The organism is Hornefia butyriciproducens (genome assembly GCF_009695915.1).
In the GTDB taxonomy this organism is placed as follows: domain Bacteria; phylum Bacillota; class Clostridia; order Peptostreptococcales; family Anaerovoracaceae; genus Aminicella; species Aminicella butyriciproducens.
On record NZ_VUMZ01000007.1, the window covers coordinates 48602 to 61120 of the forward strand.

At 53.6% G+C, this 12519-nt stretch carries 11 protein-coding genes; 3 read left to right on the forward strand and 8 right to left on the reverse strand.

Annotated elements, in window-relative coordinates; translation table 11 throughout:
• Position 1 precedes the first annotated feature (1 nt).
• Positions 2-967 (reverse strand): RluA family pseudouridine synthase, encoded by a 966-nt coding sequence (locus FYJ64_RS08110; RefSeq protein ID WP_154574662.1) that lies wholly within the window; start codon positions 965-967, stop codon positions 2-4.
• 140 nt (positions 968-1107) lie between these two features.
• On the opposite strand from FYJ64_RS08110, the gene FYJ64_RS08115 reads away from it, so the two are divergent.
• Both FYJ64_RS08115 and fba read left to right on the forward strand, forming a co-directional pair.
• Positions 1108-1572: a hypothetical protein gene (locus FYJ64_RS08115; protein WP_154574663.1), complete on the forward strand. Its 465-nt coding sequence runs from the start codon at positions 1108-1110 to the stop codon at positions 1570-1572.
• Positions 1573-1590: 18 nt separating this feature from the next.
• Positions 1591-2520 carry a class II fructose-1,6-bisphosphate aldolase gene (fba, locus tag FYJ64_RS08120; protein ID WP_075712700.1) on the forward strand — a complete coding sequence of 310 codons (930 nt, stop codon included), beginning with the start codon at positions 1591-1593 and terminating at the stop codon, positions 2518-2520.
• Positions 2521-2660: 140 nt separating this feature from the next.
• Here fba and FYJ64_RS08125 read toward each other — a convergent pair whose 3' ends face one another.
• The 3 genes from FYJ64_RS08125 to FYJ64_RS08135 form a co-directional block, all read right to left on the reverse strand.
• Positions 2661-4139: a 4-hydroxyphenylacetate 3-hydroxylase family protein gene (locus FYJ64_RS08125; protein ID WP_154574664.1), complete on the reverse strand. Its 1479-nt coding sequence runs from the start codon at positions 4137-4139 to the stop codon at positions 2661-2663.
• A 132-nt stretch (positions 4140-4271) separates the two neighbouring features.
• Positions 4272-5093, reverse strand: a complete 822-nt coding sequence (locus FYJ64_RS08130; RefSeq protein WP_075712702.1) for a cyclase family protein — start codon at positions 5091-5093, stop codon at positions 4272-4274.
• 224 nt (positions 5094-5317) lie between these two features.
• On the reverse strand, positions 5318-6163 hold the full coding sequence (locus tag FYJ64_RS08135; RefSeq protein WP_154574665.1) for a beta-keto acid cleavage family enzyme: 846 nt from the start codon (positions 6161-6163) through the stop codon (positions 5318-5320).
• Between the two features lie 241 nt (positions 6164-6404).
• Here FYJ64_RS08135 and FYJ64_RS08140 point away from each other — a divergent pair, with 241 nt between their 5' ends.
• Entirely contained in the window at positions 6405-7940 is a 1536-nt protein-coding gene (locus FYJ64_RS08140) for a sigma-54 interaction domain-containing protein (RefSeq protein ID WP_154574666.1), read from the forward strand.
• 210 nt (positions 7941-8150) lie between these two features.
• Here FYJ64_RS08140 and FYJ64_RS08145 read toward each other — a convergent pair whose 3' ends face one another.
• The 4 genes from FYJ64_RS08145 to FYJ64_RS08160 form a co-directional block, all read right to left on the reverse strand.
• Positions 8151-9329: a thiolase family protein gene (locus FYJ64_RS08145; RefSeq protein WP_154574667.1), complete on the reverse strand. Its 1179-nt coding sequence runs from the start codon at positions 9327-9329 to the stop codon at positions 8151-8153.
• A 3-nt stretch (positions 9330-9332) separates the two neighbouring features.
• A complete protein-coding gene (locus FYJ64_RS08150) occupies positions 9333-10670 on the reverse strand; it encodes an MFS transporter (protein WP_154574668.1) in 1338 nt (445 codons plus the stop codon).
• Between the two features lie 146 nt (positions 10671-10816).
• A complete protein-coding gene (locus FYJ64_RS08155) occupies positions 10817-11086 on the reverse strand; it encodes a hypothetical protein (protein WP_154574669.1) in 270 nt (89 codons plus the stop codon).
• 2 nt (positions 11087-11088) lie between these two features.
• Positions 11089-12378, reverse strand: coding sequence for a DUF362 domain-containing protein (locus tag FYJ64_RS08160; RefSeq protein WP_075712709.1), 1290 nt, complete (start codon positions 12376-12378; stop codon positions 11089-11091).
• Positions 12379-12519: the final 141 nt, after the last annotated feature.

A 12519-nucleotide genomic window follows, 5' to 3' on the forward strand; every position in this document is an offset into this window, starting at 1 on the left:
CTTATTTCAACAGTTCCTTCTCGATTTTCCGGAACCGCTCCGGCGGTTCTCCCCGGATTTCCATTCCGTCCAGATACTCATATCCCTCTCCGCAATGATTAAAGACAAGCCTCCATGCGTGGAGCAGCTGAGTCGTCTGACCGAATCGTTCCCGAATGACTCTGTTCACGCCGGGATCTCCGTATTTGGCGTCCCCGATGACCGGATATCCCGCAGACGCCAGATGCGCGCGAATCTGATGCGTCCTTCCCGTAAGGATCTCCACCTCCGCCAGAGTAAATCCTCCGGCCCGGCGCAGTGGAACAGCGACAGTTTCCATCGTTTTTCCGCCCGGCAGTTCCTCTCCGACCCTGATCATATTCTTGTCCTCCCGCTTCACCATCTCGCCCCGCAGATGAAGCTCCTCTCTCAGATCGCCGCAGACGATGGTCAGATAAAATTTCCGGATGCTCCCCCGCTCCCGGATCAGCTCATTGAAATGCTGCAGCGCACGATAATTCCTTCCGAAGATCACCAGTCCCGAAGTATTGCGATCCAGCCGGTTCACAGGCGCGGGAACAAAGGTCTTCTCCCGGGACGGATCGTATCCTCCCGTCGCCGTCAGATAGGAAATCACCTGATTGGTCAGGTGATTCTTTTTTTCCTTCCCGTCGCCGTGGGTCAGCAACCCCGCCGGCTTCTCCACAACCAGAATATTTTCATCCTCATAGGCGACGCGGAACTGCCGCCGGACGTTTTCCGTTTTTTTACTGCGGCGGAACAAAGCCAGATCCTCATCCCCGATATACAGGCTCACCACGTCCCCGCTCCGGAGGATCTGATCCCGTCCGGCTCTGCGACCGTTGACCTTCACGTCCTTCCGGATTGCCTTATAGATAAAACCGAGGGGGGCACCGTTCAGATACTTCCGCATAAATCTGTCCAGGCGTTGGTTCTGTTCATTCTCACCGATGTCGATATTTTTCATGTCTTATATTATACAACAGCGTTCTGCGTAAATCAAAATTAATTGTTCTTTCGACGGAAGTATGTTATGATGTTTTTGTAGAAAACGGTGCCGAAGTCCCAAACCGCTCCGGCACGAAACCAGATAAAGGGGGTCTGTTAATGAGTAAATCCAGATCGTTTCGTGACTACCACTACGATCACAGTGATATCCTGCTTGCTGTTATCATCCTGATCATCGCCGCAGCACTGATTGTGTGGCGAATCAACATCATCATGGCTTATCCGTCGACGCTGGGGCAGAAAGCGGGCACTGCCGTGACCGCAGAACAGAATGCCACGACGTCAGACAATAGCGCTGCCAAGGAGAGCGCAAAGAGTTCCGGGACTAACAAGGCGACCTGGACCGACGACAAGCTCGCCGAAGACTTCACACTCACTGTGGAGGGCTCCAGCGCAGACAAGAAGATCCAGTGTCTGATCGATGCGGGTCTGTTCACCAGTTCTGTCGATTTCAAGTCGGTATGCAAGAGTTTCGGTCTGAACGCGTCATCCATCAAAAGCGGAACTTACACATTCAGCCAGGGTATGACAAAGAAAGATATAGCGAAAGATGTTATTAAATAATACTCGGGAGGTATTAAAATGGCATTAGTTACAACAACAGAGATGTTCAGAAAGGCACTGAACAGCGATTATGCGGTCGGCGCATTCAATGTGAACAACATGGAGATCATTCAGGGAATTGTTGACGCAGCTCAGCAGGAGAATGCTCCGCTGATTCTACAGGTATCTGCCGGCGCGAGAAAATACGCGAAACCGGTCTATCTGGTCAAGCTTGTTGAAGCTGCCATCGAGGACACCGGCGTGGACGTGGCTCTGCATCTGGATCACGGCGCCGATTTCGACATCTGCAAAAGCTGTGTTGATGGTGGATTCACCTCCGTTATGTACGACGGCTCCAAGCATCCGTTTGAGGAAAACATTCGAATCACCCGTCAGGTCGTGGAATACGCCCACGCCCACGGTGTCGTTGTGGAAGCTGAGCTCGGAAAGCTTGCCGGCGTAGAGGACGCTGTCCATGTGAACGAAAGGGAGGCGACCTTCACTGTGCCTGAAGAGGCCGCGGAATTTGTCGAGAAGACCGGCGTGGATTCTCTGGCGGTCGCCATCGGAACAAGCCACGGCGCATATAAGTTCAAAGGGACTCCGTATCTCGATTTCGAGAGACTTAAGAAGATCCATGCGCTGATTCCGGACACTCCGCTTGTTCTCCACGGATCGTCCTCTGTTCCGCAGGAATTCGTCGAACTCTGTAACAAATACGGAGGAGAAGTTCCGGGTGCCCAGGGTGTTCCGGAGGATATGATTACTGAAGCTGTAAAACACGGCGTCTGCAAGGTCAACATCGATACCGACCTGCGTCTGGCCATGACAGCGGAAATCCGGAGAGTCTTCCACGAGAATCCGGCGGAATTCGATCCGCGCAAATACCTCGGGCCGGGCAGAGATGCCATCCAGAAGATGGTGGCTCACAAGATGAGAGACGTGCTGAAGTGCTCCAACCAGCGCTAAAAGCCGACGATGGCGTTAAGTTCCTAAAGGTTTCAGAAACTGTACCGGAACAGGCGTCACAGATGATTCAAGTTATACAAAGAGGACCGGTGATCCGGTCCTCTTTTCATGCATTCCGACGCTTCCGCGCCGCGCTTTCATCATTTTTCTATTCCGGCAATCGCCCTGGCAAGGTCTTTCTTGCCCTGAATATTCCCCTGTCTGGAAATCATGATGCGCTGCGCCTGAGGCGACCCTGCACCGTGCATGGATTCTGTGCGGTACCCCACCGCGGCGGTCCCCAGACACAGATTCTCCAGCAGCCGGAGCACCTTCTGACGATCCTCCACATCCACATCTTCCCGGGTCGCAAAGTACTTCCGGCAGATCTCTCCAACGGATTCTCCTCCTCTTCCCGCAGGCAGTTCCGACTCAAAGTCCTTCTGAGACGGCATCGTCACCATCAGCCCGCCGGCAATGTCCTCTGCCAGCCGGACGATTTCATACGGAAAACGTGTCACATTCTGTTTGCAGACATTCGCCAGCAGCAGATCGATCTGATAGTTCCCCGCTTTGGTGGGATGTCCTTCAGCCGAGCAGGCGATTCCGCAGCAGAACAGTGTCTCATTCAGATGTGTCATTTCGATAAGCTTGTCTTTGATATGAGAAGCCTTCTCCGCTCCGTTGTATTCCGCTGCCAGCGCCGCCGCACCGATGACCACATCTCCGACGCCCACCTTGCAGCCGCCGTAGCTCTGCCGGTGATATCCGGCAAACCGCTCCACCATCATGCCCGCAAACTCATATTCTCCGGCCATGAACACATATTCATTGGGAATGAACACATCGTCGAAGACAACCAGCGCCTCCTGCCCGCCAAACCTGTTGTTTCCCACATCGACGGAGCAGGGATCCTCCAGTTTCCGGGTATCGCAGGACTGACGGCCGTATACCATGAACAGTCCCTCCGCATCGCTGGGGCAGGCAAAGGAAACCGCGTAATCCGCATCCGCCTCCCGCATGGCGATGGTCGGCATGATCAGGTGCCAGTGGGAATTGACCGCACCGGTCTGATGTGCCTTGGCTCCGCGCACCACGATTCCGTCCGGCCGCCGCTCCACGATCCGCAGGAACAGATCTTTGTCCGGCTGCGCGTGGGGCGCTTTTCCCCGGTCACCCTTGGGATCCGTCATCGCGCCGTCCACCACCAGATCCTCGTCCTGGATCATCTCCAGGAACTTCACAAAGTTCTCGTGATATTTTGTTCCCTTCGCCTCGTCCAGTTCATAGGTCGTGGAGAACACCGCGTTAAACGCGTCCATCCCCACACAGCGCTGAAAACATGCGCCCGTCTTTTGTCCCAGAAGCCTCTGCATCTTCACCTTGCGGATCAGATCTTCCGTGCTCTGGTGCAGATGGGTGAACCGGTTGATCGTCTTGCCGGTCAGGGAGGATTTCGCGGTCATCAGATCCGCATACTCCGGGTCCTGCGCCAGATCGTAGGTCATCGCAACGCTGTTGATGGACGGGCGGATAATCGGATGATCCACCCAGTTCTCCACCTGCTCGCCGAACATGTACACTCTGGTCTTCAGCCTGCGCAGACTTTCAATATATTGTTCTCCTGTCATTAAAGCCATCTCTCTCCTCCTGAAAAATCGCCCCGTACCCGCAAGTCACTCCGTCTGGATTTCTCCCAGCACTCCGGTGTCGGGATTCTCTCTTTCTCTGTAGAAAAGCAGGGTCTGAACTCGTCAGACCCCGCGGAATTTTTAATATACGCCGTACTTGTAAACTCTGTCCGGTACGTCTTTGTTAATCTTATCTTCATCAATGAACGCCACCGCGCGAACGATGGTGCCGTCGCCCATGTACCATCTGAGAGGAAAAGCGCAGAACATGAATCTCTGCCCCTTGACCTTCTCCACATCTCCGCCGATGTTCTCAATGCCCATGACATTGTTGCCAAGCAGAATGTTGTGTACCGGCTCCCACTCTGGATAATCCTCCAGAGGCTCATGGCCGAACTCTTTCTTATATTCTTCAACAATTCTCGGAACATACGGGCCGGGGCCGTGCTGAGCCGCGTAAGTATAGAGAATATGATCCAGTGCCTGAAGGTCGAAGCCAACGCCCTTCACCTTCAGATCGAAGACCAGATGATTCGCTGCCTCGATAGAGCATCCCGGGCTGTATGCGAAATAGTCGTCATTTTCTCCCCAGCGCTTGTTCATACCGGTGCAGATGATTACCCAGTCACCCTCCTGAATACCGCCTTCCACTTTCTTTGCAGCTTCATCGATTTCCTCTGCAGTAATCAGTTCCCAGTGCTTCTTCGGAATGTCCAGACATACCGCCGGTCCGTAATAATTCTCCAACGGAAGCTCGTGGGTATAGGCTCCCTCCGGAATCACGTGAGACGGGGAATCCGCGTGAGTCGAATTATGCATATGGAAATCATTGAAGGTCTGCAGCAGTCTGTAGTGCATCGGCATATGCTGCACTCTGTCGATATGGAAATCGCCGTTGGACGGCCAGAGCGGATTACCTCTGCCGAACGGATGTGATAAGTCGACTAATACTTGTTTACCCATTTTTCTTCTCCTTTTATTTTCGCATATTGAATCACAACTGTAATACGTATCTGCCTATACTAATTAGCAAAGGGTATGCCATTCCGTCGGGTTTACTGCAATCCGCATATTTTCAACGTTTTAGCAAATGCCGGATTCCATCACCTGCGGCGGTTTCTGTTGCATTCCGCGCATGTCGTTGCAGTCAGGCAACGGATTTTCCGGCCACCGGGGCGGCAGCTGTTTTACACGCCCAGTATCTGACGGGCCTCATCAGGCGTCGCAACGGTTTTTCCCAGCTCCTCCACAATTCGTTTCACTCGTGCTACGAACTGTTGATTCGACCCCGCCAGCTGCCCTTTGTTGTAGTAAACATTGTCCTCCAGTCCCACGCGCACGTTGCCGCCTAAGGCGAGAGCCGCCATCATGATCTCGTTGGCGCCCTTCCCGATACCGAAGGCGCTCCATGTGCATTTCTCCGGAAGGTGATTGACGAGGTACAGCAGATTCTCCGTCGTCGCTTCCATTCCGCCGGCCGCGCCGAGGCAGAGCTGGAAGTGCGCCGGCTCCTGAATAATCCCTTTCCTGATATAATACTTCGCCGTGTTCAGCATCCCGATATCGAAGATCTCGATCTCCGGCTTGACGCCCGCTGCGATCATTTCCTTTCCGCACAGCTCAAGAAATTCCGGTTCATTCATAAACACCACACTGTTCAGCCAATTCATGGTTCCTGCGTCGAAGGAGGCCAGCTCGGGCTTCAGTTCACGGAAGGGACGGATGCGCTCCTCCCACGAAAAGCCCTGTCCTCCGGAGGACGTGAGATTCAGCACCAGCGGCGAACCGGCGTCCCGGATCAGCTTGACCGTCTCCGCAAACTTGTCAAACCGCATGCTGGCCGCGTCATTGTCATCCCTCACATGAATATGCACCGCAGATGCTCCCACGTCACAGCACGCCAGCGCGGACGCCGCAATTTCCTCCGGCTGCGTCGGAAGATTAGGGTTATCCTTCTTCGTGGTCACCGCGCCGGTCAGCGCCGCGGTCACGATCACCTTACTTTTGTCATTCAGTCTCCGTGTTTCATACATGATTTTTGTTTCCTCCTGCTACAAAATATGACGGCGCTGTTGCCGTTCTCTTTGCGCACATATACAAACGCAAGCTTTGTGCCACCACAAAACCATTGAAAATACGCCGTTCCGGCGGCCCTCAAGTTGCACAGCGTCATTCCCGTTGCAGTCCGGCAACAAATTTGCTTTCAGTGCTCATCCTTCCCTTTATCATTCCACCCATCGGTGGTATAATAAGGAAAATAACCGGGAGGACGCGATGAATCAGACATTAGCCATACAGGAAGTAATTGAAAAAATCGACGACGCCGTCAAGAGAGAGGACTATAAGGATCCGGACGCCGCCCTGGCGCTGCTGCAGAGTATCAAGGCCGATCTCCACTGTTTTCACGAGGCCGGAATCGATTTCAAGGTCGTGGTGGACAGCCTCGACGACAGCATTTACATCACCGACAGGGAAGGACGCGTCATGTATGTGAATCCGGCTCACAAAAAGAACACCAACATTGAGCCGGAAGAGGTCCTGGGACGCCTCACCAGCGATATCGTCCGGGAGGGCACACTGTTCACCGGCGGCTCGACGTTGGACGTCATTAAAGAGAAAAAGAAGATTTTCCGCCTCTCGACAGTACAGAAGAAGGATCCACCCGAAGTCGGATATACCGTGGGCGTTCCCATTTTTGACAGAAACGGAGAGCTGACTCAGGTGGTGGTCAGCAGCCGTCCGATCCTTTCACTTCAGGCTCTGCATGAAGACTACGGCCGCTTCCTCTCCGAAATCGACCGCACCAAGGACCAGCAGCACGTCACGATTCACAAAAACGCGAAGGCCCCTTCCATGTCCGCCGATCGGCTTATCGGCGCTTCCTACTCACTGAAAAAAATCTCCGATATCATCGCCCTCGCCGCTCCCACCGACGCGACAGTGCTGATCACCGGAGAATCCGGCGTCGGCAAGGAGGTCATCGCGGATGAAATTTACCGCCGCAGCGACCGCAGCGACCGGACCTTCATCAAGGTAAACTGTGCCTCGATTCCCGCCAACCTGCTGGAATCCGAACTTTTCGGCTACGAGCGCGGCGCGTTCTCCGGCGCGAACTCCGGCGGAAAGCCGGGACTCTTTGAAATGGCCAGCGGCGGCACGCTTCTCCTGGACGAAATCGGCGACATGCCCATGGATCTTCAGGTGAAGCTTCTGCGGGCGCTTCAGGACAAAAAAATAACCCGCGTAGGGGGCACCAAACCGATTCAGCTGGACATCCGGTTCATCGCCGCCACCAACAGCGATCTGAAGAAAAAAATCGCGGAGGGCACGTTCCGACAGGATCTTTTCTACCGGCTGAACGTTATTCCGGTCAACATCCCGCCGCTACGGGAGCGGATCAACGATATCGATGCGCTTACCGACCACTTCATCGATGTGTTCGCGGAAAAGCACCATCGCCGTCTGACTCTGTCTGAAAAAAACAGAGAAGTCTTCCGTGCCTATCACTGGCCGGGCAACGTGAGAGAGCTGGAAAACGTCGTCGAGTATCTGACGATCTGTGCTTCCGGCAGCGACCACGTGGACGAGGAGACTCTCCGAGGAATTCTGGACATTTCTCAGAGCGACAACCCGGCCACCGGCACCGGAACCCTGGCCCAGTCCGTGGAAAATTATGAAAAGAATCTCATCGAGACGGTTCTGAAAAACTCGAAAAGCCTGCGGGACGCCGGTGCCCGTCTGGGCGTCAACGCCTCCACAATATCCCGCAAAATCAAGCAGTACGGGATCGACTATCCGGGGACCAAGTAGCACAGTCTCCGGGAGTTTTGATACAAGCGGGACAAGACTGCTGTATTTTCAACAGTGCAAACAGATGTAAAAGCCCTTTCAAATTCAGTTTATTTCTTTCTGAATCTGAAAGGGCTTTGTTTTCTTGTCATGTTGCTGTTATCTGTCGGCCAGACCTTTTCCTTGTATGCCGGCCGGCAACACTTCAGCAGTCCTGAACACTTTCGATATCTATACCATTTCAATGATGACCGCAGTACCCATGCCGCCGCCTGCACACAGGGTGGCGAGACCGTATTTCTGCCCGCGTTTCATCAGCTCGTACATGCAGGTGATGACCAGACGGGAGCCGGTTGCGCCCACGGGATGACCGAGGGAAATACCGCTGCCGTTCACATTCAGTTTGTCATCCGGAATTCCCAGCGTCTTCTGGCATGCAAGGCACTGAGCGGCGAAGGCCTCGTTGATTTCGAACAGATCGATATCGTCGATGGTCATTCCCGCCTTGTCCAGCGCTTTTCTGGAGGCGTCGATGGGGCCGATTCCCATCAGCTCCGGAGGAACTCCCACCGTCGCCACCGATCTTATGCGGCAGATGATGTTCAGCCCCAGTTCCTTGGCTTTTTCCTCCTCCATCAGGATCACGCCGGAAGCCGCGTCGTTCATGCCGGACGCATTGCCTGCGGTCACGGTTCCGTCCTCCTTAAAGGTTGGCTTCAGCTTCGCCAGCGCCTCATAGCTCGCGTTTCTCCTGGGATACTCGTCGGTATCATAGGTAGTATCGCCTTTTCTTCCGTGCACTGTGACAGGGATAATCTCATCCTTGAATTTTCCGGCATCAATGGCTGCCACTGCTCTCTGCTGGGAGCGGAGGGAATAGCGATCCATTTCCTCTCTGGTTACATGATACTTCTCAGCCACATTTTCTGCGGTGATTCCCATCGCCGGACCGACGCCCAGATTCGTCAGGGAATCCCACATGGAATCCCTCAGTTCCATATGGCCGTACTTCTTGCCGTATCTGGCGTCGAACACCATGTGGGGGGCGGTGCTCATGCTGTCCGCGCCTCCCGCCATGATGCAGTCCGCCTCGCCGGCCTTAATCTGATAGTAGCCGAACTGAATCGACGACATCGACGACGTGCAGTTTCTGTGGATCGTGATTCCCGGCACCGTAACCGGCAGACCCGCCTTGACCGCGGCAACGCGGGCCAGGTTGTTTTCTTTGTAGGTCCTCTGATAGTTGCAGCCCCAGATTACATCCTCGATCATCGCGGGATCGATACCCGCCCGCTCTACCAGCGCCTGCATGACAGGGATGGAAAGATCCAGTGACGTAATGGTCTTAAACTGCCCGCCGATGGTTCCGATAGGCGTTCTGCAGCCTGCTACTATGACGACATTTCTCATTGCTTATGCTTCCTTTCCTGTAATTGAGTCTTCCTTCGCGTAGTCCAGATTATATTTTCTCGTATTCAGCACAGAGATCAGGATGATGTTCACCGCCAGCAGCACGATGAATACGATGTAGGCTCCCCTCAGGGATCCGGTGATGGTCAGCGCGAGAGAATTGATTTTGTAGTTCAGCATCAGCACGATCTCCATAATCGGGAAGTAGATGGAATAGACGAGATCGAAATTGTGTCTCCCGAATACCGAAGCCGGAAGGGACGTCATGAAGTTTGCCGCCGCTCCGATGGCAACGCCGACCATGGCGACACAGATATATCCGCCCAGCTGATTGTTCAGAATATAGTTGACTCCGAGGGCAACGATGTACCAGATCAGGAATGCACGAACCGCGGTCTTGACACCCAGTTTCTGGTCGATGAACCCGAATCCGTAGGAGCCGGCCAGCCCGACGAGGGCACATACCGTCATCATGAATACTGCCTTGGTGGGTGTGAATCCCAACTCAATGTTTCTGGATACCATCTGGCTCATGACTCCGGTGGTGACCAGCTGGTTAATTCCGATGATGATAGCGACCACCCACATCTCCGGAGTTTTCAGCAGGGATGCAACCGTCCATCTGCTGGTGTTCTCAGAACTCATATCCGCATATTCCGCTTCATAAACATCTTTGCTGACGTTGTCCGGGTAGACTCCTCTCTCCTGAGGCGTGTTCCGGATCACGATGTAGCCTATAATGGCCACAACGATGCCGACAATTCCCATGACTCTCATTCCGGCAGCCATGCCGAGGCCTCCGATCAGCGCGGAAATCAGAGGAACGTAGAGTGCGGATCCCAGATTATGCCCCATCGTCGTAAATCCGTTGGCAAGGCCCTTCTTCTTCGGGAACCATTGGGTAACCAGATTCCCCCCGCCAATATACGCAGCGCCGTTGATGAAAATTGTCACCAGTGTCAGGCCGATAAAGTAAGAGAATACTGTCTGAGACGCTCCGTAATAGATGTACGATGCGCCCGCCAGTCCGAGGAAGACTGCGGAAAGCGCCCTGGCTCCGATCTTAACGCAGATGCGCCCGATGATGAAGTACGCGACTACACCGATCAGACCCGCATAGAACGCCATATCCAGAAGTCTCGCATGCAGCGCCGTCTGCGAAGCGTAGCCCAGCGCCTTCCAGTGCGCACCCGAGAACGCCTCAATAACGATATTCTGTCCGTCGATGGAATAACCGATGAGGAACCAGAACATGATCATGCAGTAGAAGATGATCAGCCAGCCCTTTCCGAAGTCGGCCCTTGTGTTTTCCGACTGTAATTTCACATTGTTATCTGACATAGTAAACCTCCATATGGTTGTCGCCGGCGATACGTCTGCTGCCGCACATGCACCCGTGCTTCTGCACAAGTGCATGCGGCTGAGAATTTCTCCAATCAGGCCGCAGAACCCGATGCAGCAGGTTTCCGCACCGCCGGAGGAAACATCTAATTCTTTCCGAATCTCTGATCTGTGGCGGTCACGACCATTTCATCCCACGTGTCAAACTGACTGCTTTCCCGGACAAAGCCGTCCAACAGTGTCTTGGAATACACCAGTCTCGGCGAATCCCATGTGCACATGACAGCGCTGGAATACTTAAATGCCTCGAAATTTTCCAGATTGGTGTATTTCTGCATGAATTCATCTGTGAAGATGTCCTCCAGAATTTTTTTGAATTCATCGTCATTATTGTAGGATACGTAATCGTTCAGCATGATTATTTACTCTCCGGATGTTCTTTGTAATACTCTTCCGCGGCTTTGAACACATAGTCGCGCCATACGGGTTCGTCCCTCTTCATGCAGGGACGGATGATTTCATCCTCCTGGTCACCCATTCCGTTGATGGTCTCTTTTCTCTGGACAGTCAGATACAGTGCCGGCTCATTCGGCGGGCATCCGAGAATCCAATAGGCGTTCGGATGATCCTTCAAATATTTCTTTGTACAGTTCCCGTGGAGCACGATCTTCTCATCGGGAATATCCTTCGGAACCTCATTTTTCGGTCCCGCGACGATGGTCATTCCCGCGTTTTTGTCGTACTCGCCTACTGCCTTCAGTTCTTCCATGTTGATGGCAAGCAGTGCCTGACAGCTGGAGCATGCGCCGTCGCACCGCACGTCATATTCCGGCCACCGTTTACTCATGTCTCCGATGTACGGAATCCACATTGGCTTGAAGCATTCCTCGATGGTCTGTCCCACAACCTCAATCTGATCCATGCTGTAGCTTCCCAGTCCGGCTTCCTCGGCTACCGTGAAATAGCTGACGCCGGAGGTATCGATTCCGGTGACCTCACAGGCGACCCGGTCGATAGCGACAGGATCCTTTGAGCCAAGAATCATGTTGGATTCAATAGGCACCGGCATATGGGGGCTGTATCCGCTGGCCGCTCTGTACGCGTCCATGATGTTCAGATCCGCCCTGCATACAGACCATACGTCCATCATCGCCATGGTCAGATTCTGCTGATGCATCTGCATGTGAACCTTGTCCTGTACCACGCCCTTGATATTCTTCAGCGCTCCGGAGAATACCATGCTGGCATGCGCCTTCAGGATAGGCAGATTGATCAGGTGATCTGCCTCCATCAGTCTCCGGGGAAGCTTGATGTGATCCAGATTGGATCTGTAACCGCGCACCGCGACGTTGACGAGATCCTTGTCCCTCTTGATGTCATAGCACTCGACGCCTTCTTCCTCAGCCATCTTCGCGATTCCGCTGACCTCAAAGCACTCTACCGTATCGCAGCCGATCGCGGCGGCTTCAGCGATTACGATTTCCTTTGGCTCTGCCTTCTTCACCTCGCGGATCACGGCGCGGATGACCTCCGGGTTGGTACATACCGAAGTTTCCGGCGGTTCCGCATGTCCCGCATTCGGTTTCAGCATCACTACCGATCCCTTCTGAATCAGATTCTGCACTCCGCCGAGAAGGTCGAACACTCTCGTGACATCCTCCTGAATGTCAGCCCCTTTCACCAGGGCTACTTTCGATTTACTGCTCATAGTATCTCCTTTCACGAGCTGTGATATTTTCGATATCGAATGATTCCTGCCATATTAAATCAGCAAGTACCATGCCAAGGTGTAAATGCCGTTATTTGAACAATTTTTTAACAAAGTATACTCTACTTTGTTGCACGCACC

Excerpts from the sequence above, each read along its gene's own strand:
- FYJ64_RS08110 (WP_154574662.1), bottom strand. The coding sequence starts at position 967 with ATGAAAAATATCGACATCGGTGAGAATGAACAGAACCAACGCCTGGAC.
- FYJ64_RS08115 (WP_154574663.1), top strand. The coding sequence starts at position 1,108 with ATGAGTAAATCCAGATCGTTTCGTGACTACCACTACGATCACAGTGAT.
- fba (WP_075712700.1), top strand. The coding sequence starts at position 1,591 with ATGGCATTAGTTACAACAACAGAGATGTTCAGAAAGGCACTGAACAGC.
- FYJ64_RS08125 (WP_154574664.1), bottom strand. The coding sequence starts at position 4,139 with ATGGCTTTAATGACAGGAGAACAATATATTGAAAGTCTGCGCAGGCTG.
- FYJ64_RS08130 (WP_075712702.1), bottom strand. The coding sequence starts at position 5,093 with ATGGGTAAACAAGTATTAGTCGACTTATCACATCCGTTCGGCAGAGGT.
- FYJ64_RS08135 (WP_154574665.1), bottom strand. The coding sequence starts at position 6,163 with ATGTATGAAACACGGAGACTGAATGACAAAAGTAAGGTGATCGTGACC.
- FYJ64_RS08140 (WP_154574666.1), top strand. The coding sequence starts at position 6,405 with ATGAATCAGACATTAGCCATACAGGAAGTAATTGAAAAAATCGACGAC.
- FYJ64_RS08145 (WP_154574667.1), bottom strand. The coding sequence starts at position 9,329 with ATGAGAAATGTCGTCATAGTAGCAGGCTGCAGAACGCCTATCGGAACC.
- FYJ64_RS08150 (WP_154574668.1), bottom strand. The coding sequence starts at position 10,670 with ATGTCAGATAACAATGTGAAATTACAGTCGGAAAACACAAGGGCCGAC.
- FYJ64_RS08155 (WP_154574669.1), bottom strand. The coding sequence starts at position 11,086 with ATGCTGAACGATTACGTATCCTACAATAATGACGATGAATTCAAAAAA.
- FYJ64_RS08160 (WP_075712709.1), bottom strand. The coding sequence starts at position 12,378 with ATGAGCAGTAAATCGAAAGTAGCCCTGGTGAAAGGGGCTGACATTCAG.